The following is a 26072-nucleotide window of genomic DNA, read 5'->3' on the forward strand; positions in this document are numbered from 1 at the left end:
CGGGCTGTGCTTCCCGTGCCCGGTCCTCGGCGCTGCTGGCCTCCCACCGGCCGGGTCTCCGGGGAACGTTCCCCCCTGATCCTCGAGGACCCGGCCGAGTTGTGTCCGGCCGCGAGCGCGGGCCTCCGACCGTGCGGATCGCCGCCGCCGGGCGACGGCGGGCAGGACCGGCTATAGCCGGCCTTCTATGGGCGGACCGAAAGGAGCTGCGGCACGCGGCTGGCCTTGCCGAGCCAGTCGGCGACGTCTCGGTCGATGAAGCCAACCAGGTCCAGGACCTCCTGGTGGGCCTGGGCGAGAGTGAGACGGCGGATCCCGCCGCCGGGCAGGCCCTGACCGGGCAGCGGGACGCCGTCGATGAGCGGCTCGTGATGGGCGGCACGGTTGCGAAGCGCCCGCATACGGCTGGCGGTCTCGTGGACGGTCGCCCGCTTGCCGTTGCTGTGAGGGAACGCCCTGTAGAGGGCCTTGCGCCACAGGGTGGAGTCGTAGTCCACCCTCTTCTTCATCGGCCCCTCGCCCCGGGTCCCACCGCGGTCGAGCAGGTTGATCCAGCAGCCGAGCATGGTGTTCGCCACGACCTTGCCCGCCGGGACATTGGCCACGGTCTTGTCCAACGGTCGGCCGGTGGCGGGATCCTTGGCCAGGGAGATGCCGTTCCACGCGGAGCGGATGTCCTTCACGGTGCGGTCGTCGAACAGCTCCGCCTTGGTGTACCACTGCGGCCCGTACGCCGCAGCGAGCTGGTCGCTCATCGCATTGCGCAGGACGACCTCGGCGAGCGCGATAGTCTCCGCGCACGCACCGGTGACCTGGATATTCCACAGGTACAGCGCCATGGCCTGCTGCTTCGTGGAGGTCTGGGCGAGGTACGGGGCGAGCCGGGGGCCGGAGACAAGCTCCGTCAGCGGGCCGAGCTGCTGCGGTGTCGGTTGAACATGCACCCGCTTTTGCTATCATGAATGCAGATTCCCCGGTACAGCCTCTGACTTCGGTTAAGCGACCGGGGTAAGACTTTTGATTCGCAGGCCCCAACCGGTTACCGGCTGGGGCCTGCGGCGTTTCCCCCTCTTCCCGCTCGCGCAGGGGGCGGGCCCGGAGCCAGGGGGCTGGTATCGGACCGGGCCACCAGGGGAGGACACTGATACCGGTCCCGCCCGTACGAGACTTCCGGAGGAACGGTGAGCGCAGCACCCGTGCACGGCCACCACGACGGCCAGCAGCCCATCCCGCGCACCCAGGACGGCGTCGCCGCCGCGCTCCCGCCCGCGCAGCGCATGGAGTTCTACCGGGAGATGGGCGAGGCCGACGTCGAGACGATCGGTGGAGTGCTGAAGCGGTGGTGGCTGCGCGCCGAGCTCTACCGCGATCCGGAGGGCGACCGCATCCACGCCGCCATCCAGGCCGGCACCGCCCCGGGCACCTCCGCCTCCGCGGTCCTGCGCCGGCTCGGGGCCCTGTGAGCGACTACAGCGAGTTTCCGGACGATGACGATCCGGTCGCCATATCTCCGGCCGTTGAGGATCTCCTTGGCGACCCGGGCACGCCAGCCGAGGTCTTCTCGGCCGTCGTCGCCTTCCTCGTCGACTTGCGCGAGGACCCCTTCCCTCACCTGAGCATGCCCGTCCCCGGACGACCCGGCATGCACTCCGCACCGCTGCGTCGGGACCTCGGGCTGGTGGAGTACGCGGTGAATGAGGAGAAGGATCCGCCGCGGATCTACGTCTCCCGGGTTCTGCGGGCGGACTGATCCGTCGGTGGTCCCGCCGTGCGCTCGGACTGCTCCCGGTCCCTCGCGAGTTGCGGAGCCGGAGGTGGTGTCAGGGCGGTGATCGTGTGTTCCAGGGCGGTCGACCAGGCTTTGAACTGGTGGGTCTGGCCGTAGAGGAGCCGGGTGTCGCCGCTCCACCGCAGGACCGGTTCAAGGGCGGCCCTGGCCAGGGGAAGGACGGTGGCCGGGTCGGGGTGCTCGCAGTGGTACAGCTTCCGCAAGGCCGTGACGGTGCGCTCGGCGATGAGCTGGGCGAGGGCACGACGCTGTTTGTCGTCCCTGGGGTTGTTGCCGGGTGAGCCGAGGATGACGCGGATGCGTACCCGGCTGGCGGTGGTGAGTTCCGCGGCGAGGACGGCGAGGCTGGCCAGCGCCTCGTCCCGGGCGACGATCAGCCGGGCGGAAGCCAGGTCCTCCGGTGCCGTCTTCGAGCTGGCGCGGGCCATCGGCACCATCGCGTTGAACGAGTGCCGGGCCTCGGCCCGAAGTCGGGCCTCGGTTCTCACCCAAGCCGCAGTGAGCCTCTCGTCGTCCAACGTCTCCAGCAGGTGCCGCAGCGCCTTGAGTGGATCGGTCGTGCCCTTCGTGGTGATCACGCGTCCCCTCCCCTGGTAGGGACTGATTCCCCGTTGGAGACGGCGCACACGCGCAGGCGGACCGCCAGGAGGCGGACTCAGGGGCGGCCGCGGAGTTGAGTGACAGCCAGGGGCTGTAACCCGTGGCGGGGAGTGTTGTCCGGATGTTCTGGTTCCGGCGGCAGGGCGAGCGTGATTTCGCGAGTGGGCGAGACGCGGGCGGGCGGCGGCGCCACGGCCGATGGCCCGGCCGATCCTCCTGATCTCCGACCAGGTGAAGCCCCGGCGGCGGCAGCGGTCGCGCTGACCGGGCTTCACAGGCCGGATGTCGTCCTCGCCGGCGGCCGTCATCCCGGGGAACAGCGGGTTGTTCAGCGCGCGCCGTGCAAGAGCTCCTGCCGACTGGTGACGAGGGTGCGCCAGCGGGAGCGGACGGCTTCGGGGCCGTCGAGCCAGCGGGCGGGGGAGGGGAAGTGGAGGTCCCGGCCGGCCATGAAGTGGGCGATGTCGGTGTAGTAGGCGTAGTCGTGGCCGCGGGTGAGTTGGTCGAGGTCGCGGATCGCGGTGTCGAGTGCGTTGTTGTTGTTGAGGGCGGCGTGGTGGAAGCAGAGGGCGAGGGTGAGGGTGGTGCGGGCGGCCCTCACGCCGGAGGCCCTGACCTCCGCGTCGAGGACGGCGGCGCGCTCGAGGAGTTCGTTGCCGGGGGTGCCGGCGTCGCGGACGAGGGCGGCGATGCGGGTGGTGAGGGTGGTGGCGCGCAGGTCGAGGCCGGCCAGGAGCTGGGCGGCGAGGTCGAGCTCGTCGGCGGCCGCGGCGGGGTCGGTGAAGGCGCGGGCGAAGGCGAGCTGGGCCTGGCTGGTGGCGCGTTCGCCGGCGACGGCGTGCTGTTCGGCGTCGGCGCGGGCGGCCGCGTAGTGGGCGTCGGCCTGGTCCATCTGGGCGTGGACCCAGGCGAGGTCGCCGAGGACGCGGTGCTGGCGTCCGGCCCAGCCGAGGGTGAGGGCGGTGGCGTGGGCGGTGGGGAAGTCGCCGTCGAGGCGGGCGAGGTGGGCCAGGCCCCGGCGGGCTGCGGGGGCGAGGCGGGTGGTGCCGGCGGCGACCTGCTGCATGCCCTGGCGGGATGCGGTGCTGCGGCCGAGGTCGCGGTGGGCCTTGGCCCGGTAGTAGAGGGCCATGTGGGTCAGGTCCTCGGGCAGCAGGCGGCTGTCGATGACGCGGGTGAGGCGGTCGGCGGTGTGGGTGCGGTGCTCGCGTTGGCGGGCGGCGAGCGCGCTGAGCGTCTCGACCAGGGCGTCGGCCGGGGTGTCCAGCTTGGCGGCGCCGGTCGGCCCGCCCGCGGCGGCCTGGGCGGCCGGGACGTCGGGGGCGGGCGGGGCGAGTGGTTCCCAGACGGAGTCGGAGACGTAGGTCCAGGCGGCGTCGGCGAGCCAGCCGAGGTTGAGGTGGTGGTCGCGGGCCAGGCGCAGTCCCTGGCGCAGGCAGCCGATCAGCAGCGTGCGGTTACTTGTGTCGGAGGCGGTCCACTGGTTGCCGAGGGCGGTGTTGGCGCGGTCGGCGGCGCGCTGCCAGTCCTGGTCGGACCAGCGGTCGTCGGTGCGGTCGTCGGCGCCGCGCAGGGTGGAGCGGACCAGGGCGTGGAGGTGGTAGGGCCACAGCGCCGCCTGGTCCTCGTGCACGAGGGGCCGTTCGACCAGGCGTAGGGCGGGTGCGTCGTGGTTCATGCCGGCCGCGGCGGTGGCGAGCGGGATGTCGAAGGCGTCGAGCAGGGCGGCGGCGCGCAGCACGTGGCGTTCGTCGCCGGTGAGGTCTTGGAGGGTGCGGGCGATGAGGGCGGGGAAGTCGGCCTCGAAGTCGTCGGCGATCGGGGTGCGGGTGCGGCGGATCTCCACGTAGCGCAGCGCGGCGAGGTCGAGGTAGAGCGGCAGGCCGTGCGAGCGGCGGGCGATGACGGCCCGGATGTCGGTGGGGATGAGGGGCTGGCCGTTCGGGGTGGTGAGGCGGTGGGCGAGGTAGTCCTCGCAGTCCTCGGGGGAGAAGTCGCCGATCAGCAGCTGCCGTGGGTCGGCCTGCCCGGCCGTGCTGGTGCGGGCGGCGGGCACGAGCGGGCTGGAGGCGGGTGCGAGGCCGGGCCAGGCGGTGGGGCCGGTGTAGTCGAGCTGGCCCTGCAGCGCTGGGTCGGCCCACTGCAGGCGGGAGCGGCCGGTGATGACGAAGAACGCGCTCGGCATGAGCCACACGACGCGCTGGACCAGGCGCTCGAGGTCGCGGTGGGTGCGGTCGCCGGTGTCCTCGAAGCCGTCCAGCAGCACCACCGGCACCGCCGCCTTCTTCACGGGCAGGCGGGCGATCTCCCACGCCAGCAGGTGCGGGTAGAAGGACAGGGTCTCCAGGTCGGGCTCGGCCTCCAGCAGGTCCGCAAGGCGTGCGCAGCCGGCGAGCGCGCGGGCCTTCTCGTGGCGCTGGCGCAGGGCGGTGACCAGGGCGGCGGCGACCTGTCCGGCGGCGGAGCCGGCCATGCCGGGCAGCGCGAGCTGCTGGGCGGCCTCGCCGACGGCGTTCTTGATCTGGCCGGGCAGGGCCTCGCCCGCCATGGCCACCAGGCCGCGGCGGCGCAGGTACTCCTCCAGCGGCTCGCCCGGATGCGTGGCGTCCCAGTAGCGGCGCAGAGCGATGTCGAAGGCGGGCAGGCCGCGGCCGACGTGGCGGGCGAGCGCCAGGCGCAGGGTGAGGACGAGCTGTTCGAAGTCGGTGCCGGCGGAGCGTGCCAGGTCGATGCGCACCGGCAGGAGGCGGGGGCTGTCGGGCCACGTGGGCGCACCCCACTGGGCGGGGCGCTGGCCCGCGTCGGCGATCGCGGACTCCACCTTGCGGGAGAGCGTGGTCTTGCCGATGCCGCCGACCCCGTGGAAGACGATGACGTTGTGCCGGGGGGCTTCCAGGTCCTGGGCGTCGAAGCCCGGGTCGGTCACGTGGGCCAGGTGCGCGGTGAGCGCGGCCGCGACGGCACTCCACTGCGCCTCGCGGTTGGTGAACGCCTCCTGCGCACCCAGCCGCTCGTTCGAGCCGAACAGCGCCCGCAGATCCCTCGCCACCGATGACTCCCCCTCCGCACCGATCTGACCAGGCATCAACCTACGCCCTCGGCGGCCCGTGGCCGGCGGATTCGGCCGGGGACCATAGGCTCCGACCTGTCAGTCCACCCTGGCCTGCGCATATTCGAGAACGAGGCGGTTTCCCCATGCACGACCCCGAACTCCCCGACCACATCCCGGCCAGCACCGGCTCCGACGCGCCGGACAACCAGGGGAACGACGGCGCCCTCAACCGGATCGGGGAGAAGATCGAGGAAGTCGCAGCCTGGTGCACCGAGCAGATCCACGTCGAACGCCGCCGCCCGGCGTCTGACCTGGACCGCGTCGAGCAGCTGCTGGCCGAGCACGCCGCCATCCTCAAGACGTTGCGGGACCTGCCGGAGGCAAGCGCGCAGGAGCTGGAGCGGATCGAGGCTTTCTACGACGCCAGGCTCAGCGAGATCGCGGGTTCGTAGGAGCGGGTCGGGAGCGCGGTGGGTGGAGCGAAAGCGAGCCGGCCGGGTTGGAGCGCGGGCGGCAGCAGCGGCCAGGCCAGCCGGGTGATCGCGTCGACCTCCCGCCGGTACTGCGGCAGCGCCGCGCGCAGGTCGCGCTGGCGGGTGAGGAACTGGCGGGCCTCCTGCTCGGTGTAGGGCCGCATCTGTCCCGCCCGGGTGGTGAGCGCGGCGCTAGCCGGTCCGGTCCACCGGCCGCCCCGGCCAAGCGTGTTGCGGAAGACGGCGGTGCCGTCGCGCCGCACCACGCTGATGTGGTTCACCAGGTGCTGTTCCTCGATGGCCTGGACGCACTCCAGCAGTGCGGTCAGGCACCTGTCGTGCCCGGAGGCGGTGGTGAACCGGCCGGGGCGGGTGCCGCCCCGGCTGACCTCGGCGTAGCGCAGGGCGGTGCCCTGGCGGCTGTCGGGCGCGCGCACGTCCAGGACCAGCAGCTCGATCCGGTACCCGGCCCGGCGCCAGTCGGCGGCGTCGGCGAGGAAGGCGGTCGCGCTGCCGGGGGCGATCTCGATCACGGCGTCCGCGCGCCGCTCCCGCACCAGCGCCTCGGCCCGGGCCTGCCATGCCTTGTAGTCGGCACGGATCCGGGCGGAGGCGGTGCGCGGGTGCTCGCGCAGCAGCCGGAAGTAGTCGGGGTGGGCCGTCTTGAACATCCCGCCGGAGATCCACACCGGCCGTCGCTCCCGCAGGGCCCGGCGCACCATCGCGCTCGCCCGGGTCTTGCCCGCGCCGGGTGCCCCCATCACGTACACGACGACGGGGTGCTCCTGCGCGACGATCGGCCCGAGGCCGGGGACGACCAGGTTCTGGAAGGTCCACTCGTGCTCGTCGGCGGACAGCCGGTGGTAGTCGACACCGGGCGGTTCCGCGATTGGCTGGGCGATGCGCCGCACTGGTTCGGCCAGCGCGGCGGCCCGCTCCGCGTCCCGCGCCACGGCCAGTACGCGGTCTGCGGGCAGCCGGGTCTCAGCCCGTACGAGTTCTCGTCCGGCGCGGGCCAGCGACCGGCGGAAGGATCCGGTCTCGACGGCGCTCCACCATCTGGCCCGCTCGGCTTCCACCGTCCGCGCCGCGCCAGGCGGGCGCACCCACGCACCGTCGACGAGCTCGTTGCTGTAGAGGAACTGCATCCCGCGCCGCACCACCGTGATGCGGTCCACCAGTCGTTCGGTCTCCAGCACGTCCAGGGTGTGGCTCAGCTGATGGGCGCAGGTGTCGTGGTTGTCCCACGACACGTAGCGTCCGGCCCCGTCACCGTTGCCGAGGTAGCGGTCCAGCACGCCGAGCTGACTCCACGCCAGGGCCGTGGCCAGCACGACGACCTCCACACGGTGCCCGCGGTCCCGGTACGCCTGGGCGTCGGCGCGTGCCTGCTGCGGGTCGGCCAGGGCGCTCTCGACCACGGCGTCCAGACGCCGGTCGCGGACATGCGCCTCGACACCGGCCTGCCAGCCCCGCACATCGGGGCGGACCTTCACCCCGGCGGTGCGCACGTCGTCGGCCAGCAGGTCGGCGTAGTCGGGGTGGACGTGCTTGTACAGGTCGCTGCCGACGCGCACCGCGCCCCCGCGTCTGGACAGGGAGGCGTGCACGAGGTCGGCGATCTCGGTCTTCCCGGATCCTGGCGGGCCGCCCACGACGACCACGACCGGCTGGTCCTGCGGGACAGCGCGGGCGGTCCACGCGGGCAGGATCAACCCCTCCAGCGCCTCACGGTGCTCGGCCTCCGGCAGCGGCACCGGCACCACGTCCCCCTCGTTCAACACCCCTCCGACCAATGAAACAACAAGTTGTTTATTCGTTGAATCAACGTTAGCATGCCTCCATGACAGTCGAATCGACTCCCTCCGCCCAGCGGTACGCGACCGCGCACGAGCGCCTGGCCGACCTGAAGACCCGCCCGGACTTGCAGGAGGAGCAGCCGGTCTGGGCGCCCGCAAAGCGACTGTGGGAGAGCGCTCAGGTCCTGAGCAGGGTGATGGACGCGAGCACCCGCCCCAACGGGCAGGACGACGGCGTTGACGACGACGAGCTGGCCGCAGCCCTCGCCGTGTTCGAGGAGCTCCGCTTCCAGCTGGACCACCTCGAGTGCCAGGTGATCATCGAAGCCCGCCGCCGCGGCCTCGACTGGCGCCAGATCGCCGACGAACAGGGCCTCAAGACACCGCAGGCCGCCTCCCAGCGCTACCAGCGCCTGATGACCCGCCTCGAAGAAATCCGCCAGGGCGTGCGCTAACAGCCCCTCCCACCAGCGAAGGAGAGCGCCATGACGGACACCCCCGACGCGATCGAGACACTGCTCGGCGCCGGCCCGCGCCGCGCCGTTCCGCTGCCCGACCCGGCCGAACGCGAGCGGCTGCGCACCGAGTACGGGCTGACCAAAGCCGAGACCGCGAAGGCGCTCGGCGTCAGCGCCGGCACCTTCACCGCCTACGAGTCGGGCCGCCGCGACCCGCAGGGCGAGGCCCGTACCGCGTACGCGCGCCTGCTGGAGGGCATCGCCGCCCAGCTCGGCCCCACGGCCGTCCAGCAGGAGCAGCCGCCAGCCCCCACCACCCCCGCGCAGGCGCCCGCCACACCCAGTGAGGTGGTGCTGGAGCTGGACCGCACGGCCAACGGCGAGCTGGTCGCCGAGCAGCCCGCCCCGTGCGTGCGGTGCGGGCGGCCGACGCCCTACCGCTCCCAGGGCCGTCCGGTGCACATGGGCGGCTGGTGCGCGCCTGCCTCGGCCGGGCAGACGGCGGCCGCCGTCCCGGCCGCGGAGCAGCCCGACCCGGCCGCGTTCGTCGAGCCTGCCGTCCCGGTCGCTTCGGTCGCTGCGCCCAGTCAGGCCGCCCCCACCACCGGTGCGGTGGCTGCGCCGCGTCGGGCCGGGTCGTCGCGCCCGGCGGCGTCGTCGCGGGCCCGGAAGGCCCCGGTGAAGACGACGCCGGCCAAGGCCGAGGGCCCGGCCGACTGGGAGACCGCAGCGGCCGCGCGATTCCCGGCCGGCCCGCTCGCGGTGCTGGACGTCGCCCCGACCGGCCGGGCCCTGGTCGCCTACCTCGCCGACGGCACCCAGGCGCCGACCGCGCCGACCGGGCGCACGCTCGCCGACGTCGTGGAGTGGGCACTGGAGGTGAAGCTCGGCTCGCCCCGGCTCCACCGGCACGGCAAGGACGGCGACGCCCTGGTCGTCCTCACCGATGCCGCGCTCGCCGAGCTGGGCCTGCCGCCGATGGGCCGCGACGAGAAGAAGGACTTCGTCCAGCGCCTGGGCCAGCTGCCGAAGACCCACAAGGCCGTGAAGCAGGTCGAGAAGGCCGGCTGGCTGCTCACCCAGCGCGGCCTCGGGCCGTGGGCCCGGGTCTACCGCACCCCCGAGGACGGCAAGCGCCAGTGCGTCCAGCTGTGCATCCCGGGCTGGGGCGCGCTCGCCACCGGCGGCTGGTCCATCCCGGACGGCCTCGCCGCCCCCGATCTGGCCCGCTTGCTCGGCGCCTACGCCAAGCGCGTCCTCACCCCGCGCGGCTCCACCGCCGTCTCCGGCCTCGAGCTCGTCACCGCGCTGCGCCCGCCGACCCGCGCCGTGCGCACCGATGCCGGCTGGACGTCCGGGGCGGTGGAGGGCTCCCGCCCGAAGGACGCCTTCGACCCGGCACCGCCGGAGGTCCTGGACGTCCACCCGCTCGCCCAGGGCCGGGAGCCGGGCGGCGAGCTGGTGACCGAAGCCTGGGACTGGCACCGCGAGCTCACCGACACCGAGAAGCGCTCCGCCTGGGCGGTGGGTCTGGACGTCAACATGGCCTTCCTCGCCGCCGCCGGCCGCCTCACCCTGCCGCTGGGCCCGCCCGTGCACGTGGTCAACCCCGTCTTCGACCCGAAGATCCCCGGCTCGTGGCTGGCCGACTTGTCCGGCCTCGACACGAACCCGCTGCTCCCCAGCCCGTTCACCGCAGACGGCGAGCGTCCGACCGGCCCCGCCTGGTACTCCACGGTGAAGCTCGCCTACGCCATGGAACTCGGCGCCCGGGTACAGCCCACCGAGGCGTACCTGCGCTACGAGCACGGCCCCTACCTCGACCCGTGGCACAAGCACCTGCGCGCCGCGTACCTGGACACCATGGCCGCCCTCGGCGTCCCACTCACCCTCGCAGACCACGACCCGCTCGCCTTCCTCGACGCCATGGCCGCCCTCAAGCAGGGCGACCCGGCCGAGCTCGCGGTCCTCACCGCGATCAAGCAGACCGCCAAGGGCACCATCGGCAAGATGCGCGAACGCCCCCGCGGCCACGGCTACAAGCCCGGCGAACGCTGGGCCGCCCTGGAACGCCCGACCTGGGACCCGCTCATGCGCGCCCTGGTCATCGACACCGCCACCGTCAACCTCCACCGCAAGCTCCGCAAGATGGCCGGCGACACCGGCCTACACTGCTTCGCGGTGCTCTCCGACTGCGCCGTCTTCGCCTCACCCGGCCCCGGCGCCCTGGACATCCTCACCAAGCCGGACGGCACCCTCACCACCTCGCTGCGCCTCGGCGTCAGCCCCGGGATGGTCAAGTTCGAGGGCTCCCGGCCGATGACCGAGATCGCCGAGCTCATCGCCGACGACACGAACCCGGCCCGGCACATCAAGACCGGCGGCATCGTCTCCGCCGACGAGTAGTCACCCTTCGGCCCGCCGACACCGACCGGCGGGCCGCCCACCAGGACCGCCAGTAGTGGCCGCCGCTCTCGGCGGCCGGGAAGGAGACAGTGTGAGCCGGGAGATCGACGAGGGCCTGGAGCGGGCCGAGCGCACCAAGCCGATCCCGCAGTCCGTCCCCGCCCGGATGCGCTTCCTGCTCAAGGGCGCCAAGGGCTCCACCAAGAAGCTCGCCCAGGACCTCGGCGTCTCCCAGCGCACCGTGCAGCGCTGGCTCAAGGGCCAGGGCATTCCGAAGCCGGCCGCCGCCAAGGCCATCGAGCAGAAGGTCCGCGCCAGCTGGCAGCCGCGGGTGAAGCAGCGGGTGCGCCGCGACGCCGAGAAGAACGGCTTCATGCTCCACATCCAGGCGACCTTCGGCTACAGCGCGGCCGGCGGCTCCACCGACGACCCGCGCTCCCGCACGATCACCCAGAAGATGCCCGGCTCGGTTGCCCGCCGCCTGTACGCCGCCCGCGACGCCGGAGCCAGCCAGGCCGAGCAGGAACGGATCCTCGCCGAGGGCCTGCGCGAGCACTACTTCAAGGACAACGGACACCGCGCCGCCGGCCTCGACGTCGAGCTGAACGACATCGCGTGGATGGACGTGGAGGGGATCTGACCCCTGCCAGCGGCGCCTGTGTCGCCGAAATATGGCCAGCTCCCGGCCGCCGAAAGCAGCCGGGACCCGCTCAATAATTCCCCCGGGGTGAATCAGGAAGCCGGATGACAAAAACCGTGGCGTCCGGGTATCGGCGGCAATTGCCCGCTTCACCGGGCGCCCTCATCTACTGGGTCTGAAGCACGATGTGCCCGGCACCACGTGGTGCCGGGCACATCGTCCGCGCCAGTAAGAAACGGCCGAGTCGGTTGAACGGGCCGACTTTTGCTACTTAGCTGAATATTTCATTCCGACCGCTGAGCTCCGTCGAAGAAGGTGTCCCAGTCCGGCTCTGAGTAGCCCTCGGTAGCTTCATCTTCGAATGGCGTGTCGTCGGCCATCGAGTTCCCCATTCGTCCAGTTGATGCATTCAGGACGCTCGCCGGTTCCGGCTCGGCAGTATTTCTCGATGGCGGCGCGGAAGTGGTATGGGGAGCGAGGCGTTCGGACGGGCCATGCGGAGGGTGCAGGCCCGTGGTCGCCTGAGCCTGATAGGACGCGGCCCCGGCAGGGACTCTGAGTAGTCGTTGCCGGGACCGCTGATAGGTCGTCTTAGCACTTGTGCGAGGTGCTAGCGGATACTGTCCCAGTCGATTTCGGGCTCGTCGACCATGTCGATGATCGGTGCGCGGTCATCGCGTTGTCCGCTCATGGCCCCACCGATCCAGCTGAGGCATTCCGGGCGGTCTCCGGTGCCAATTTGACTGTATTCTTCGACGGCCTGGCGTACCTGTGCGACCGGGAGGGTGCTGGCGGGGTCATGAAATAGTGGATAGCCGGGATCCGAAACGACCTGGGGGTCAAAATCTGGCGGCTCGGGGTTGTCAGACACCCATGTCCTGTCATATACGTCTCGCCTTTGGGGGTGATCGCCATTGAAGAACCAGATTAGACCGCCATAGCCGGAGGATACGTTGGTGGAGACCATCAGGCAGTTATTGGGCGAGCTGTGATCGTCGTACGGCTTTTCAGAAAAAGAGAACAGGGCAATTTCGCCTGGCCTCCAATCTGGACCCCCGCTTCCTTTTTCTGCGAGAATTTCAAAAGCCTCCGAGATTATCCGGGCTTTCTCCTCCGGGGTCTCGCCGTGGCGCCATTTGCCGTCAATGTGAACGTTGAGAAGCACTGCCTGTCACCTATCCGATTGGAGCCGCAGCCTTGCCTACTAGGGGGATCGGATTCTTAGCTAGAACACCGAACTCATCCTTATACCAAACAATCAGCGTATAACCCTTCAGCAGAATCTTCGGCACTGCCGCTGAACAGGAGAACGGGCCAAGGGAGCCTTCGTCCCTGACTGTCCAGGTGAACGACTTCGTGTCACGAGCCGGATTGAACGGGGCATTCTTGCCGCGTCGTTCCTGCTTTGTGATCCATTCCGCGAGCTTCTGCGCGTTGGTGCCGTTGGCGTACCACTGGTCGAAGGCCTTCTGGCTCGCCCGCACGGCGGTCTGCTGGTCGGCCCAGACGCTCGCCACACCGTCCTTCGTGACCTTGTCAATGAGCCTCTGGCCGGAGATGTTGACGTGGTGGCTCAGGGTGTGGGCCTCGCTGGTGCCCTCGTCGGCCACGAAGCCCCGCCGGTGCACGGCGCGGTGGGGGAGGGCTGTCTGAAACACGATGTGCCCGGCACCACGTGATGCCGGGCACATCGTTGAATCAGTAAGAAACAGCTGAAGTCAGCGAAGGTGCCGACTTTTGTTATTTAGCTGAATATTTCACTCCGACCGTGGAGCTCCACTGAAGAAGGTGTCCCAATCGGGCTCCGAGTAGCCCTCATCAACTTCATCTTCGAATGGCGGGCGATCGTATCGTCGGCCGCTGACTTCCCCGGTCGTCCAGCCTATGCATTCGGGACGCTCGCCGGTTCCGGAGCGGCAGTACTCCTCGATGGCGGCGCGGACCTGCGGAAGTGGAATAGCGCTAGCACGGTCGTAGAACCTCGGATAGTAGGTTTCCGAGACGAGCCGGGAGTCGATCTCGGGCGGGCTGGGGTTATCAGAGATCCATGCATATTCGTAGATCCCGCCCTGCCGAGGTGGCCGCCCGTCCGAGCACCAGGTAAGGGCGCCGTATCCGCTCAGTTCGTTAGCGGCGACAAACAGGTACGTGCTGGGGTGTCTTTCTGTGGGCTCTGTGTAGCAGAACAGGGCCTGGTCTCCTGCAACGTATTCTCCGTCACGAAGTTCCTTCACGCTGATAGAGTGGAGAGCTTTCGAGATCAGGCGATTGGTTTCCTCCCAGTCTGAGGGGTACATCACGTCCCCATCGAACGACAGGTGCAGAATCATTCCTTCTTTGGCCTTTCCCTCAGTCCCTGGAGAAGCTTTTTGTCCAGCTCGCCTGTATTTTTGTTGAACCAGCGGACCAGCATATGCTGGTCATTGTAGAGGATGTCGGGTACTGAGTCCAGGCAGGAGAATGCGGGGCCGCAAAATCCCTTCTCATTATTGATCACGACTTCTGTGTACATTATCGAATCGCGCTGCATGACCCAGGCCAGCTTTGTTTCGACGTGATCGGCGGTCGGATATATGTCAGCTGCGTCGCTGACCTTGGGAGCAGTTGAGTCTGGCCGTCGAAGCCAACTGCTGATTTCTTGGACCATGGCCGCGGTTTTGGCATCGCCATTGGTGCCGCTCTGGACCGGGCCGCCCCATTCCACGAGCTCGTCTCCCTCGCGCAGAAGCACCTGGCCCTTAGTCGGCCCCTTGTCACCCGGCCGCCTGCCGAGGCTCTGGAGGATTTGCCAGATTCGCGCCGGGCACAGGCTGCTGTTGTGGACCAGTACAGGGCTGTCGCCTGCGAGGACGAAGTAGGTGTGGAGGCCGTCGACCGTGAGGTTGTAGGCCGGTTCGAGGCCAGTCCAATGCCTGACAGAGGCGACCTGGACAGTGGCGCCGTTGTCGGTGCGGAGGGTGTCGCCTGGGCGGATGGCCGCAGCGTCCGTCCAGGTGCCAGCGGACTCAACCCAGAACGGGTGGTGGTCGGTAGCGGTGACTGCGCCCTGCGTCCCGTCGGTCTTTCGGACCGTGAGCTCGGTGAAGTTGCGATCGTCGGGAGTGCGGATGGCGGCGGTAACCACACGGGGTCCGCTGGTTCCGCGGACGGGGTCGGCCGCGAGTACCAGGTCGCCGATGCGCAGGGTTTCGATGGGTCGGGCCGTGCCGTCGCCCATGAGTACCCTGGTGCCGGCCAGGAAACTGTTGCCAGTCGGGCACATTCCACGGGCACCCGCCGCGATTGTGGCATCGCCCTGCAGCTGGGAAACCAGTGAGCGTTCGACGTTCCTGTCCTGGCGCAGCGCCTCGAGTGCCGCGTCGGTTCCGACGCCGTCCTTGAGCGAGTTGCGGAACTTGGCGATGGCGTCGGCGGTGGCGGTCAGCTTGGCGAGGGCTGCGGTGTTGTAGCCGTCGAGCGTGGCCTGTACGGCGAGTTTGGCGTCTTCGATGCCGATGCCGGTTGTGAGTGCGTAGCGGAACGCGACGACGGCTTTGACGCTTTTGGCCAGGGCGGGGATGAAGGGGGCGACGTTGGCTGCGGCCATGCCGCAGGAGGCGTTGATGCCGGGGTCGTTATAGCACTTGACGAAGTCGCCGATCGTCATGTCGTACAGGATTTGGCCGGTGTCCACCTTCGGCTTGTACTTCTTGAGGTACTCGCCGTAGGTCACGTCGACGGTCTGCGTGTACTGGGCGTCCACCGGGGAACTGTTGATGAGGACGGTGTTCCACGTGGTGTATTTGCCGCGGCAGGCGGCGATCGTGAGGTTCGGTTCGGGGCAGGTCTTCAGGATGTAGTCGGTGGTGCCGGTGGCTTTGATCGTGAGGGTGACGGTGCAGACCGGCTTTCCTGACGCGTCGTTGTGCCAGACCGTGGTGTCCAGGGGCTTCATCACGTGGCCGTAGGCCGACAGGATCATGTCGCCGGCTTCGCAGCGGGAGAGGTTGTCCTTGACGATCTCCGTGTTCGGGTCGCCTTGAGGGAGGGCGTCGATGAAGGAGATCCGGCCCTCGTCGTCGACGAAGGCGGTCGCGTTCTGCAGTTTCCCGTCGGTGCTGTCGTCCTGCTGTTTGGTGAAGACGGCGGCCATGGCCTCGTCGGCTGCCTTCTTCGCCTCGTCGCGGCTCTTGGCAGCCGCCGCGGCGGAGGCCTTTGCCTGGTCGGAGGCGGTTTTGGCGTCGGCGGCGTACTTGCTTGCCTGGTTGGCGTAGCCGGTGGCCATGGCCGCCGAGGTGGAGGCGCTGCGGGCGGCGGCGTTGGCGGTGGCCGCGGAGGCCTGGGCCTGCTTGGCGTAGCCGGCGGCCTGCTGGGCGCTCGCCTGGGCGGATTGTGCGGACTGGGCGGCCTGGTTGGCGAAGCCCTGGGCCTGCTGGGCGGACTGGCCGGCCTGGTTGGCGTAGCCGGCGGCCTCGTTGGCGGCGCCGCGGGCGGTGGCGTAGGACTGGGCGGCCTGGGCGGCGTACTGGCGCGCCTGGGCGACGGAGCCGTCGATGGTGGCGAGGTAGGACGCGATGGTGGCCACGTGGGCGGCGGTCATCGCGTCGCGCTGCTGGGCCTTGGGCAGGCCGGTCTGCAGGAACGGCACGAGGCGGTCGGCGGGGCCGGACAGGACGGCCTGAGCGGCCGCCTTGACCTCGGGGCCACCAGTGTCAAGGGCCTGGGCGACCAGAACGCGGTTGTCGTCGTTGCGGGCCCTGTACTGGCCGGTGGCAAGGAAGGCACGGACATCGTCGATCGTGCCGTCCAGGGCCTTGCTGGCGGCTTCCTTCACACCGGGTCCGCCGACGTCCATGATCTGCGCGAGCTGGACGCGGTCGTCGTGGTCCTTGCCCGGGTACTGACCGGTGGCGAGGAACGCCCGCACCTGGTCGGCGGTGCCGACGGAGGCGGTCTCGGCCGCGAGACGTTTCTCCAGCTTGCCGGAGGACTTGGCGATCGCCATCACGCTGGTGCGGTCGTCGTAGTCGCGGGCGGTCGTCAGGCCGCTGCTCAGGAACGCCTGGACGGCGCTGTCGTCGCCCTCCAGCGCGCTCTGGGCGGCGGCCTTGGTCCACGGGCCGGCGGTGTCCAGGAGCCGGAAGGCGGCCTGGCGGCCCTTGAGTACGGCCGTCTTCGGGTCGGCGTCGGACGCGGTGGCGTCCTTGATGAGCTGCTCGGTGTCGGCGGCGAACTGGGTGGCCTTGCCGGACTCCCAGGCGGCGGCCTTCGTCTTCTGGTCGGCCTCGCGGTAGGCCTCGTCGGCGGCGGCCATCTCGGTGGCCTGCTGGGCGGTGAGCCGCTCCGCGTCCGAGGCGCGGGCGATGTCGGCGACCTTGTGGGCCTGGGCGGCGGAGTTCGCCGCGGAGTTGGCGCTCGTGTTGGCAGCGTCGGCGGCGGTTTGTGCGATGTTGGCCGCAGAGTTCGCGTCGCCAGCGTGTTTGGCGGCTTCCTCGGCCGCTGTGGCCGCGGCTTCGGCGTGTGAGGCGGCGTCGTTGGCGGCGCGCTGGGCCTCACCGGCCGCGGTGGCGGCCTGGTTGGCGATCGTGCGAGTGGCGTTGGCGGCGCGCGTCGCCTCCGCTGCTGCGGCCTTCGCACGGGAGGCGGCGCTGCGGGCCCGGGCGGCGTCAGCGCCCGCCACGCCGGAGTAGTCGGCGGCTTCGGCGGCGGCGTCGGCGGCCTTGCCGGCGTTGCCGCCTGCGGCGGCGGCTGCCAGGGCGGCGAGTCCGGCCTGGGACGCGGACCGTCCGGCCCATGCGGCGGCCTCACCCGCGGTTTGGGCGTCGACCGCCGCCTTGCGCGCGGTGACGGCGGCCGCGCGGGCCGTGTCGGCCAGGCCGGCGTTGCCCGCGGCGTCGCCGGCGGCGGCCAGCGCGCGGGCGGCGGCGTTGCCGGCCTTCGTGGCGGCTGAAGCCGCGTTCGTTGCGGCGTTGGCGGCCTGGCGGGAGGCCTCGTTGGCGGACTTGGCTGCCTTCGAGGCGGTCTGGGCGGCATCGGCGGCCCGGGTCGCGGCGTCCGCGGCGCGGCTGGCGGCGTTGGACGCCTTGCCGGCGGAGCCCTGGGCGGCCTTGGTCTCGTTGGCGGCCCGTTCGGAGGCCTCCTTGGCGAGCTGGGTCGCGTCCAGGGCCTTGCCGGCCGCGTCCAGCGCGGTCTGGGCCTGCTGGCCGGCCTGGGCGGAGGAGTTATTCGTCAGGTCGGCCAGCTGGGCGACCGTCAGGGTTTCCTGGTCGTGGGCGGCGGCGGTCTGATAGCCGTACTGCAGGAACTGCCGCACGTCGTCCATGCCGCCGTCCAGCGCGGCGCTGGCGGCTTTCTTCACCTCCGGTCCGCCGGAGTCCATCAGCTGCGCGAGGTGGACCCGGTCGTCGTCATTGCGTGCCCTGAACTGGCCTTCGTTCAGGAACTTGTTGACGTCCGTCATGGTGCCGTCGAGCGCCTTGCTGGCGGCTTCCTTAACACCGGGGCCGCCGGTGTCCATGATTCGTGCTAGCTGCACGCGTTGGTCGTCGTTGAAGTTCCTCTGGGCGCCCTTGTCGAGGAATGCCTTCAGGTCGGCGGCCGAGCCCTTGAGCGCGGCCGTTCCCGCTTCGCGCACCCCGGGGCCGGACTTCGCGATGAGTTCCTCGATCTGCGTGCGCAGGTCCTGGTCGGCCGCTGCGGCCTGGCCGCTCGTCAGGAAGGTCTTCAGGTCATCGGCGGAGCCGGTCAGTGCCGTCTCGGCGGCGTGGCGTACGGCCGGTCCGCCGGCCTGCCAGGCGGCGACCGCCTTCACCCGGTCCGGGTCCGCGGCGGTGGCGGGCGCTGTGTCCGCCGCCACCGCGGGAATTGTGAGCAGCCCGGTGATCAGGCTGCCGGCCACGAACCCGGCGGCAAGCCGTGATCGGGCCCGTGATGTCAGTGACATCCTCATGTGAACTTCGTCATCTCATTTCTGTTTCGGGCACCGAAGTGCCGCCCGGCCAGCTGCGGTTCGCGGCGAGGGGTCGGGGGTCAGACGGAAGAAATAGGCTTGACGAGGGTGTGTCGCGATGCGCCACATCCGCGAGCACCACAGCAGTACGGGGCCTACTGCGCCCGCCTTACTCGGTGGAGGCCTTCGCTGAATGCGAACGGCCTCGGCGGTCGAGTCAGTGCAGCCGTCTCGAGTGATTTGTCGTCAGTGCCGAGGCCAAGTGACCCGTTGCGAGCACCGCGCCGAGCATTCGGCCAGGGTCACGCCGGGCAGGCCGGTGGTGGGTCTGGCGGGACATCGTGCGGGCCGGGTCAGCTGGTGGTGGTGGCGGTGATGGCCTTGACTCCGGTGGCGCCGCCGGGGACCTCGCCCCACGGGGTCCACCTGCCGGCGTTGTAGTCGGCGTCGCGGTTGCGGACCTTGCCGTTCTCGTCGGTGGCGATGACGTGGACCACGTTGCCTTCGGCGATGCTGGTGACGGCCGTCAGCCGGTCGTCGCTGATCTTGGTCCAGGCCGGATCCCACCGGCCGGCGGCGTAGTCGACCTGGGTGCTGTAGAGGGAGCCGTTGGAGTCGATCATCTGCAGGTCGAGGACGTTGCCGCGGGCGGCGGCGGTGATGGCCTTGACATCAGTGGCGTTGCCGGGGACCTCGCCCCACGGGGTCCATTTGCCGGCGTTGTAGTCGGCGTCGCGGTTGCGGACCTTGCCGTTCTCGTCGATGGCGATGACGTGGACCACGTTGTTTTCGGCGATGCTGGTGATGATGGCCCTCAGCCGGTCGTCGCTGATCTTGGTCCAGGCCGGATCCCACCGGCCGGCGGCGTAGTCGGCCTGGGTGCTGTAGAGGGAGCCGTCGGAGCCGATCATCTGCAGGTCGAGGACGTTGCCGCGGGCGGTGGCGGTGATGTCCTTGACTCCGGTGGCGTTGCCGGGGACCTCGCCCCATGGGGTCCAGCTGCCACCGACCTTGCCGTCACACGTGTACACGTGGCCGTCGGAACCGATGACGAAGACGTGCACGGTGTCACCGATAGCCACCGAGTCCACGGCGGCGAGGGTGCCACTTGGGAGGGGCTGCCAGCTGCCGAGCCAGCTGCCGGCCTTGTAGTCGGCGACGGTCTCCCACAGCTTGCGGTCCGAGCCGATGACCTGCACATGCATGCCGGGCTTGATCTCCGCCGTGCTGGCCCGCAGGTCCCTCACCCAGTCGGTGAGGTCGTCGACGCGGGTGCTGGTGGCGCTGGTGCGGGTCTCGGTGGCGGGTGTGCCGAGGCAGCCGCCCTGCCAGGAGCGGGAGGCCACGGCGGCGATCTCGGTGGCGCCGTTCTTATCGCGCAGCAGCGGGGCGCCAGCGTCGCCTTGGCAGATAGGGGCTTGGCCGACGGCTGGGGTGGTGTCGATGGTGGTAGTGGTGAGAGTGCTGACGGTGTGGGTGGTGGTGTGTGCCTTGAGCGGCGCCCACTCGGTGGCAGTGCGGCCGTAGCCGGCCGCGCGCAGGTTCTCGGTGGCGGCCGGCGCGGTGGCGCCGACGCTGGCGGGGGTGATGTCGTTGACCGGGGTGGCGAGACGGGCCATGACCAGGTCGCGGTCCGTGCGAGGGGCCAGTTCGGCGATGCCGACGGTGCGGCCGCCGATGGTGGCGGTGCTCTTGGCAGCGGGCGCGCCGGCGGCGGGCTTGTCGCCGAAGCAGGACGCGGCGGTGAGCACCCAGTTGCGGTCGACCAGGGTTGCCGTGCAGGCCTTCGCGTTCGGGTTTCGGCCGGGCTGGTCCACGGTCACCGTGCCGACGGCCGGGAAGTCGCCGGAGGGGGAGGGGGCGGCTGGCCCGTCGGTGGCGGTGAGCTCAAGCAGGGTGGTGGCGTTGCGGGAGGACCCGGCCTCGCCGACTGCCCGCCAGTCGTTCTTGGGAATGTCGATTGTGGTGGCGTTGCCGTCGGTGCTGACAGTGGCCTTGATGGCGTGCTCGGTGCCCCGGATGAGGTAGACCTTCGGGATCTCCAGGGCGAGATAGCCGGTCGGCCCGGTGACCTTGAAGCAAACCTCTTCCTGTTCAACCTGGCGGCTGAACAGGTGTATCAGGCCTACGGCCGAGGCGCACTCCGCGAGGGTGATGTGTCCGTCGCCGGTCTTCAGGGTGATGTGCTGGTCGGCGAGGACCTTCGCCGCGTCCGGGTACGCGAAGCCCTCCACCGCGGACGGCGGCGCGGTGTCGACGGCCGCCGCCGGCATAGGAGCGGCCATCACGGGTATCGCCAGAGCCGCGCCAAGCGGCCAGGCCAGTCTGCGAGCAGTACGCATAGGAACTCCAGAAAGCGAGATGCACCCGGGAGTATCCAGCACCCCCGAGCTGGCAAAGTTAGAACCAAGCGGACGCTATAGGTCAGAAAACCAGCACGTCAACGCATGCGGCCGCTACCAGCTGACCTCTGACCGAAGGTCAAGCGCCGCACAGAAAAACGGGACTGAGTACCCTGTAGTCGATCATTTAGAATATGGACATTAAGGATGAATTGGGGTGGGAGGGAGCTGTGCCAGGCCATCACGGTTTGGCAAACGCGCGAACTCGTCGACCAGCGCCTCGCCCAGCAGCAGACCGCGCCCCTGCCCGCCCCGGCCGCGCCCGCTGCGCAGCAACCGCCCGTCGAGGTTCCCGTCCCGGCCGACCCGATGCACCGACGCCGGCCCCCAGCGACGTGCACATCGCCCTCGACGCGGGACGGTTCGGCGACTGGTGGGCGCTGGCCAGCTGGACGGTCAACCCGGACGTCTACCTCGTGACGGGCGAGGGCCATCAGGTCGGCTGGGTCGAGCGCGGCCTTGCCGGCCTCGGCGACCGGTGGGTGGTGGTGTACGAGAACTACTTCATCGGCGACATCAGCACGCGGGAGGCGATGCTCCACGACACCCCCGAGCAGGCCGCCCGCACCATTCAGCTCGCCTACCTCCACAACCTCTGATGGCCCCGGACCAGGGCCAGAGACCCCTCAGACGCCGCAGACGGCCAGCGCCGCTCCGGGCCGTTCCCTGCCCGCCTGCGCCTGTCAGTGGCGACGGGCAGAGTGTTTCGCCGACGACGCCGACCCGGCCCGGCACATGAAGGCCGGCGGCCAGGTGTCCGGCCGCCTCCCTGCGCGGCCCGCCGACACCGACCGGCGGGCCGCCCACCAGGACCGCCAGTAGTGGCCGCCGCTCTCGGCGGCCGGGAAGGAGACAGTGTGAGCCGGGAGATCGACGAGGGCCTGGAGCGGGCCGAGCGCACCAAGCCGATCCCGCAGTCCGTCCCCGCCCGGATGCGCTTCCTGCTCAAGGGCGCCAAGGGCTCCACCAAGAAGCTCGCCCAGGACCTCGGCGTCTCCCAGCGCACCGTGCAGCGCTGGCTCAAGGGCCAGGGCATTCCGAAGCCGGCCGCCGCCAAGGCCATCGAGCAGAAGGTCCGCGCCACCTGGCAGCCGCGGGTGAAGCAGCGGGTACGCCGCGACGCCGAGAAGAACGGCTTCATGCTCCACATCCAGGCGACCTTCGGCTACAGCGCGGCCGGCGGCTCCACCGACGACCCCCGCCAGCGCACGATCACCCAGAAGATGCCCGGCTCAGTGGCCCAGCAGCTCTACGCCGCCCGCGACGCCGGAGCCAGCCAGGCCGAGCAGGAACGGATCCTCGCCGAGGGCCTGCGCGAGCACTACTTCAAGGACAACGGACACCGCGCCGCCGGCCTCGACGTCGAGCTGAACGACATTGCCTGGATGGACGTGGAAGGTATCTGACCCCTCCACCGGCACCTGTGTCGCCGAAATATGGCCAGCCCCGGCCGCCTGAAAAGGCGGCTGGGGTTTTTTATGAACCGCTTGACCGAATTCCCCAAAATGCAGCGGAGGAAATGAACGAGCAGCACATCCCGGCCCCCGGCGACGGCGGGCAGCCGTTCCAGCTCCCCGTACACCGCGACCAGGACGATGCCCTGGTGGTCCCGGCGGACGCCGCCTGCCGCGCGGTATCGCCGTGGTCTGGGACGAGTGGGCGCGGCGCGGCGTGTCCGGCATGGACCCGGTGACCACTGGCGGGCTGTGCGGGGTGCTGACCGACCTCGCCGACCAGTTGGACGTGCAGTGCATCGCCAAGGCCGGCCAGGACTGACGCCAGGGCAAACAGCCAGTCACTCGTCCGAGGGCCCATCCCCACGCCGGGGTGGGCCCTTTCGCATGCCCGACGAAGGAGAGCACGTTGCCGGGGCTGCACTACGTCCCCGCCGCCGCCCGCACCCTGCGCTGTCTGGAGAAGGGCCGGCGCGCTGACGCGGTGAAGCTGCGTCGGGTGCGTCGCGCGCTGGGCCAGCTCGCCGCCGACCCGCGCCACCCTCTCGAAGAACTTTTTCGACGCCCTGTGGGAGCGCCCTGAGTGGCGCAAGCAGTGGGCCCTGCGCAGCCGTAACGGGTGACTTCCAGGGCGAGCGGTGTCGGTGGCCCGGCCTACTGCCCGGCCGCTGTGAGGCTTCAGCGGATCAGCCGGTGCAGCACCGGGACGCTGACTCCGGTGCCGCTCAGCCCGGCGAGGATGGCACCGGCCGCAGGGCTACCGCTGAGGAAGGCGAGCCCTCCGGTGATCAGGCCGATGACGGCCGCAGTGAGGAGGATGAGGGCGGCGTACGCGGTCAGGAGCGGGGCGGTCTCGGGCTGCGTCTGAGAGGTGTGCTCGGGCATCGTCATGGTCTCCTCCATAGTGTCCGGCCGGGGGTGTGCCGGGTGACAGGGAAGATCGTGCGGTTGATCTGGATAGTCCGAAAGCGGAAAGGGGCATCACCGCAGGTAAGGTTCGGACAACAGCGGGTTGTCCCAGGACATGCAAGGCAAAAGGGGAGCCTGCGAGGGGGACGGGGGCGAGGAATGCGAGGCCGGGGCGGAAGGCCGTGGGGGCCGGTGCGGGCCGAGACACCCGAGGCCGAGGCACTGGCGCTGTTCCTGCGGGCTCAGGTCGACGCCAGCGGGCTGACGATGACCGCGGTCGCGGAGAAGATCAGGTACTCCAGGTCACAGGTCGGGCTCTACCTGTCCGGCCGGGTGCCGGAGCAGTCCTTCGTGGCCGAGCTGATCAGGGCTACGGTGATCGAGCCGGTGCTACGCGAGAGGCGTCAGGCCGAAGCCGCCCGGTTAGTGCACGCGGCCAGCAATCCACGCTCCGCCCGTGCTGCCGCCCGTGAGGGCGGTCACGGGCTTGGCGCCGAGCTGGAGCAGGCCCGCGCCCGGCAGATGGAGACCTACGAGCGGCTGACCAGGGCCCTGGAGCAGCAGGCTGAGATCCAGGAGGCCGCCCGGAACTCCGCGCAGCTGGTGATGGTGCTGCTGACCATGATCAGCGCCCTGGAGGAGCGGGTGGGCAGTTTGTCCGCCGAACGCGACCGGCTCCTCGGCCAGCCCGATTACCTGCAGGCGCCGGGCGATGTCCGGCAGCAGCTCGGCCGCGCACTGGATCAGGAGCGTCGGGCCAGGGAAGAACTGGCACGTGCCCGGGAGAAGCAGCGCCACGCCGAAGATCTTGCCAACCGCGTTCAGCAACGTGTCCTGGAGCTGACCGACGAACTGGAGCGGCTCCGGGCCCTCGCCCGTGGTGGTCCGGCTGGCGAACCACCGTCCGAATCCGGCGTACGCAGGGGCACGGATCCGGGCGAGCGCAGTACCGCGGACCCGGTGGGCGACGACATTGATCAGGCTCTCGCCCGCGCCGCCGCCGTCAACGACGACCGGACCCTCCAGCGCATTGCTGGAGAGCTCCAGGGCCCGCCCGGGTGGGAACCATCCAGCGGTTCGGGCCCTGTCATCGAACCGTCCGGGGTTGTCCGGGACGGCCAGGACAACCCCGCGACCGTCGAGTTTTTCGCCACGCTTTGGGGGGAGTCCCGCAGCGCTTGCGGGACCGGCGACTACCGGAAAGCCGTCCGTCTGCTCGCGGAGTTGGTCCAGAGGTGCGATCGGGTCCTGGGCGGCGATCACCCTGACACCCTTGAGGCCCGGCATCAGCATGCCTGCAACGTCGGTGAGTCGGGTGACCGGGCCGGGGCGGTGCTTCTGTTCGCTGCCCTGGTCGTGGACCGTGTACGGGTCCTGGGCGGCGATCACCCTGACACCCTCACGACCCGGCATCAGCATGCCTATAACGTCGGTGAGTCGGGTGACCGGGCCGGGGCGGTGCTTCTGTTCGCTGCCCTGGTCGTGGACCGTGTACGGGTCCTGGGCGGCGATCACCCTGACACCCTCACGACCCGGCATCAGCATGCCTATAACGTCGGTGAGTCGGGTGACCGGGCCGGGGCGGTGCTTCTGTTCGCTGCCCTGGTCGTGGACCGTGCACGGGTCCTGGGCAGCGATCACCCCTATGTCCTTATCAACCGGCACCAGCACGCGTACAACGTCGGACAAGAGGGAGACCGGGTGGGCGCCGCCCGACTCTATGCCGAAATTGCGCAGGACGAAGCCCGACTAGGGGGCCCCGTCCACCCTCACGCTCTCCTGGCCCGCTCCCAACAGGCCTACAACCTCGGACGGGCGGGGTCCTGGGCCGACGCTGCCCAGATCTATGCCAGGCTCGCCGCGGACTGCGCGCGGGTCTTGGGCCCCGACCACCCCGACACCCTTGTCAACCGCTATCAGCACGCCTTCAACCTCGGTAAGTCCGGCAGCGCCGCCGAAGCCGCAAGGCTTCTGCAAGGGGTTCTGCACGACCAGACCCGGGTTCTCGGACCGAACCACCCCAACACCGTCGCCACCGGCCGGTGGCATGACCACTTCGCAGGATGAAGGCGCCTGTCTTCGGCTGTCCGCGCGGGAACCGGCACGTCGGTCGTGCAACGGCGCCACAAGGGCGGATCGGATCTCCTTGAGTACCTGGCACTCATGACCGGTGAACGGCTTCGGTGCGGGTTCGGGCACGCGCGTGGGCGGGCCGCCGTCGGGCATCGGGGATCCGGCCGCAGGTCTATGGCCGACGTCGGCGGGAGCGTGCGGCCTGCTGCATCTCGGCCTCAGCGAGGTGCCGGCGGCCGGCGGCGAGGTTTTGGCGGACCTGTTCCTCGACGGTGGTGAACGCCTGGTAGTAGGTGCGGTCGTAGGCTTCGATCAGTTGGTAGGTCCACATGCCCGGGATGACGTCGCGGCCCAGGAGCTCCCGCTCGACCAGGCCGGCCTGCTCCTCGTGCCCGGCCTGGCGCAGCATCCGCGCCGCCTCGGCGAGCATTCGGTCGGCGCCGCCGGTCATGTGGTGCACCGCGTACAGGTGACCGCGGGCCCGCTCGGTGTACTCCAACGCCTTCGTCAGCATCCCCAGCGCCTCGACCGTCGCGTCGTCCACCCTGGGCGGTCGGCGGTGCGCTCCGTCCGGCCCTTCGGTCCTGACGTCATCTGCCACCGATGCCTCCCGACGTACTGCGCGACCCCTTCACCGTCGTCCGGCCCGGGAGCAGACGCATGCGCAGGAGGCCGACCGGCGGTCAGGCCGTCGGCTGCTGGGAGGTCTCCGGGAGGGCGGCCTGCTTGAGCTTCATCTCGGCCTCGTGCCGGTTGCCCGCCTTCGCCCAGTGCTCGTGCGAGTACAGCTCGGAGCCGACCGCGGCGAACGCGGCCCGCTGCTCCGCGGTCGGGTCGGCGGCCCAGTCGGCCTCGGCGGTGTACCAGCGGCGCTGGAGTTCGAGCAGGTCAGCGGGGAAATCGGTGTCGGACACCGACCCATCGTAGGTCGCACGCCCGTGCGGCCGACGCCACGGCACCCCCGAGGGCGGGGCGCCGCGGCCGGGGAGCTGCCGGCCGGAACGGCCCACAGACCGGTTGGGGGCGGCTACTGTGGGAGCGCGGGTATCCGACCGGACATCCTGCGGCCCGGTGTGGAGGGAGGCGGAC

Annotated in this window: 22 protein-coding genes; 10 read left to right on the plus strand and 12 right to left on the minus strand. The window is 70.4% G+C overall.

Annotation, left to right across the window (positions count from 1 at the left end):
- Positions 1 to 185: 185 nt before the first annotated feature.
- On the minus strand, positions 186 to 944 hold the full coding sequence (locus tag ACIRRH_RS35785; RefSeq protein WP_403075908.1) for an Abi family protein: 759 nt from the start codon (positions 942 to 944) through the stop codon (positions 186 to 188).
- A 237-nt stretch (positions 945 to 1181) separates the two neighbouring features.
- Between ACIRRH_RS35785 and ACIRRH_RS35790 the strand changes: the two genes are divergently transcribed.
- Positions 1182 to 1463, plus strand: coding sequence for a hypothetical protein (locus tag ACIRRH_RS35790; RefSeq protein WP_403075911.1), 282 nt, complete (start codon positions 1182 to 1184; stop codon positions 1461 to 1463).
- Positions 1460 to 1750 carry a hypothetical protein gene (locus tag ACIRRH_RS35795; RefSeq protein ID WP_403075914.1) on the plus strand — a complete coding sequence of 97 codons (291 nt, stop codon included), beginning with the start codon at positions 1460 to 1462 and terminating at the stop codon, positions 1748 to 1750. The genes ACIRRH_RS35790 and ACIRRH_RS35795 overlap by 4 nt, the downstream gene beginning before the upstream one ends.
- Here ACIRRH_RS35795 and ACIRRH_RS35800 read toward each other — a convergent pair.
- Entirely contained in the window at positions 1720 to 2367 is a 648-nt protein-coding gene (locus ACIRRH_RS35800) for a hypothetical protein (protein WP_403075917.1), read from the minus strand. The genes ACIRRH_RS35795 and ACIRRH_RS35800 overlap by 31 nt on opposite strands.
- Positions 2368 to 2717: 350 nt before the next feature.
- A complete protein-coding gene (locus tag ACIRRH_RS35805) occupies positions 2718 to 5438 on the minus strand; it encodes an ATP/GTP-binding protein (RefSeq protein ID WP_403075920.1) in 2721 nt (906 codons plus the stop codon).
- 146 nt (positions 5439 to 5584) lie between these two features.
- On the opposite strand from ACIRRH_RS35805, the gene ACIRRH_RS35810 reads away from it, so the two are divergent.
- Positions 5585 to 5893 carry a hypothetical protein gene (locus ACIRRH_RS35810; RefSeq protein ID WP_403075922.1) on the plus strand — a complete coding sequence of 103 codons (309 nt, stop codon included), beginning with the start codon at positions 5585 to 5587 and terminating at the stop codon, positions 5891 to 5893.
- Here the strand turns inward: ACIRRH_RS35810 and ACIRRH_RS35815 are convergent.
- On the minus strand, positions 5857 to 7695 hold the full coding sequence (locus ACIRRH_RS35815) for a zeta toxin family protein (protein WP_403075925.1): 1839 nt from the start codon (positions 7693 to 7695) through the stop codon (positions 5857 to 5859). The genes ACIRRH_RS35810 and ACIRRH_RS35815 overlap by 37 nt on opposite strands.
- Positions 7696 to 7757: 62 nt before the next feature.
- On the opposite strand from ACIRRH_RS35815, the gene ACIRRH_RS35820 reads away from it, so the two are divergent.
- The 3 genes from ACIRRH_RS35820 (at position 7758) to tpg (ACIRRH_RS35830) (ending at position 11217) form a co-directional block, all read left to right on the plus strand.
- Positions 7758 to 8168 (plus strand): hypothetical protein, encoded by a 411-nt coding sequence (locus ACIRRH_RS35820; protein ID WP_403075927.1) that lies wholly within the window; start codon positions 7758 to 7760, stop codon positions 8166 to 8168.
- Positions 8169 to 8198: 30 nt separating this feature from the next.
- Complete coding sequence (gene tap / locus ACIRRH_RS35825; protein WP_403075930.1) at positions 8199 to 10577, plus strand: telomere-associated protein Tap; 2379 nt, start codon at positions 8199 to 8201, stop codon at positions 10575 to 10577.
- 91 nt (positions 10578 to 10668) lie between these two features.
- Positions 10669 to 11217, plus strand: coding sequence for a telomere-protecting terminal protein Tpg (gene tpg, locus ACIRRH_RS35830; RefSeq protein ID WP_403075932.1), 549 nt, complete (start codon positions 10669 to 10671; stop codon positions 11215 to 11217).
- 610 nt (positions 11218 to 11827) lie between these two features.
- On the opposite strand, the gene ACIRRH_RS35835 is transcribed toward tpg (ACIRRH_RS35830), so the two are convergent.
- The 5 genes from ACIRRH_RS35835 to ACIRRH_RS35855 form a co-directional block, all read right to left on the minus strand.
- Complete coding sequence (locus ACIRRH_RS35835) at positions 11828 to 12382, minus strand: Imm1 family immunity protein (protein ID WP_403075934.1); 555 nt, start codon at positions 12380 to 12382, stop codon at positions 11828 to 11830.
- Positions 12383 to 12392: 10 nt separating this feature from the next.
- Complete coding sequence (locus ACIRRH_RS35840; RefSeq protein WP_403075937.1) at positions 12393 to 12827, minus strand: RNase A-like domain-containing protein; 435 nt, start codon at positions 12825 to 12827, stop codon at positions 12393 to 12395.
- 147 nt (positions 12828 to 12974) lie between these two features.
- Positions 12975 to 13547, minus strand: coding sequence for an Imm1 family immunity protein (locus tag ACIRRH_RS35845; RefSeq protein WP_403075939.1), 573 nt, complete (start codon positions 13545 to 13547; stop codon positions 12975 to 12977).
- On the minus strand, positions 13544 to 18145 hold the full coding sequence (locus tag ACIRRH_RS35850; protein WP_403075942.1) for a polymorphic toxin-type HINT domain-containing protein: 4602 nt from the start codon (positions 18143 to 18145) through the stop codon (positions 13544 to 13546). The genes ACIRRH_RS35845 and ACIRRH_RS35850 overlap by 4 nt, the downstream gene beginning before the upstream one ends.
- Positions 18146 to 18498: 353 nt before the next feature.
- Entirely contained in the window at positions 18499 to 20430 is a 1932-nt protein-coding gene (locus ACIRRH_RS35855; RefSeq protein WP_403075943.1) for a trypsin-like serine protease, read from the minus strand.
- A 452-nt stretch (positions 20431 to 20882) separates the two neighbouring features.
- Between ACIRRH_RS35855 and ACIRRH_RS35860 the strand changes: the two genes are divergently transcribed.
- From ACIRRH_RS35860 to ACIRRH_RS35870, 3 genes are all read left to right on the plus strand, one after another.
- A complete protein-coding gene (locus tag ACIRRH_RS35860; protein WP_403075945.1) occupies positions 20883 to 21146 on the plus strand; it encodes a hypothetical protein in 264 nt (87 codons plus the stop codon).
- Positions 21147 to 21404: 258 nt separating this feature from the next.
- A complete protein-coding gene (tpg, locus tag ACIRRH_RS35865; RefSeq protein WP_403075948.1) occupies positions 21405 to 21953 on the plus strand; it encodes a telomere-protecting terminal protein Tpg in 549 nt (182 codons plus the stop codon).
- Positions 21954 to 22188: 235 nt separating this feature from the next.
- Positions 22189 to 22323 (plus strand): hypothetical protein, encoded by a 135-nt coding sequence (locus ACIRRH_RS35870; protein WP_403075951.1) that lies wholly within the window; start codon positions 22189 to 22191, stop codon positions 22321 to 22323.
- A gap of 356 nt (positions 22324 to 22679) precedes the next feature.
- Here the strand turns inward: ACIRRH_RS35870 and ACIRRH_RS35875 are convergent, their stop codons facing one another.
- Entirely contained in the window at positions 22680 to 22892 is a 213-nt protein-coding gene (locus tag ACIRRH_RS35875; protein WP_403075952.1) for a hypothetical protein, read from the minus strand.
- Between the two features lie 210 nt (positions 22893 to 23102).
- Here ACIRRH_RS35875 and ACIRRH_RS35880 point away from each other — a divergent pair, with 210 nt between their 5' ends.
- On the plus strand, positions 23103 to 24977 hold the full coding sequence (locus ACIRRH_RS35880) for a tetratricopeptide repeat protein (RefSeq protein WP_403075954.1): 1875 nt from the start codon (positions 23103 to 23105) through the stop codon (positions 24975 to 24977).
- Positions 24978 to 25155: 178 nt separating this feature from the next.
- Here the strand turns inward: ACIRRH_RS35880 and ACIRRH_RS35885 are convergent, their stop codons facing one another.
- Both ACIRRH_RS35885 and ACIRRH_RS35890 read right to left on the minus strand, forming a co-directional pair.
- Positions 25156 to 25584 (minus strand): hypothetical protein, encoded by a 429-nt coding sequence (locus tag ACIRRH_RS35885; protein ID WP_403075956.1) that lies wholly within the window; start codon positions 25582 to 25584, stop codon positions 25156 to 25158.
- 82 nt (positions 25585 to 25666) lie between these two features.
- Positions 25667 to 25897, minus strand: a complete 231-nt coding sequence (locus ACIRRH_RS35890; RefSeq protein ID WP_403075958.1) for a hypothetical protein — start codon at positions 25895 to 25897, stop codon at positions 25667 to 25669.
- Between the last annotated feature and the right edge of the window lie 175 nt (positions 25898 to 26072).

This window comes from Kitasatospora sp. NPDC101235, assembly GCF_044767505.1.
GTDB lineage: Bacteria > Actinomycetota > Actinomycetes > Streptomycetales > Streptomycetaceae > Kitasatospora.

What these genes read in the sequence shown, in the direction of transcription:
- ACIRRH_RS35855 (WP_403075943.1), bottom strand. Translation starts at nt 20,430, where the DNA reads ATGGCCGCTCCTATGCCGGCGGCGGCCGTCGACACCGCGCCGCCGTCC.
- ACIRRH_RS35850 (WP_403075942.1), bottom strand. Translation starts at nt 18,145, where the DNA reads ATGAGGATGTCACTGACATCACGGGCCCGATCACGGCTTGCCGCCGGG.
- ACIRRH_RS35875 (WP_403075952.1), bottom strand. Translation starts at nt 22,892, where the DNA reads ATGACGATGCCCGAGCACACCTCTCAGACGCAGCCCGAGACCGCCCCG.
- ACIRRH_RS35810 (WP_403075922.1), top strand. Translation starts at nt 5,585, where the DNA reads ATGCACGACCCCGAACTCCCCGACCACATCCCGGCCAGCACCGGCTCC.
- tap (WP_403075930.1), top strand. Translation starts at nt 8,199, where the DNA reads ATGACGGACACCCCCGACGCGATCGAGACACTGCTCGGCGCCGGCCCG.
- ACIRRH_RS35845 (WP_403075939.1), bottom strand. Translation starts at nt 13,547, where the DNA reads ATGATTCTGCACCTGTCGTTCGATGGGGACGTGATGTACCCCTCAGAC.
- ACIRRH_RS35820 (WP_403075927.1), top strand. Translation starts at nt 7,758, where the DNA reads ATGACAGTCGAATCGACTCCCTCCGCCCAGCGGTACGCGACCGCGCAC.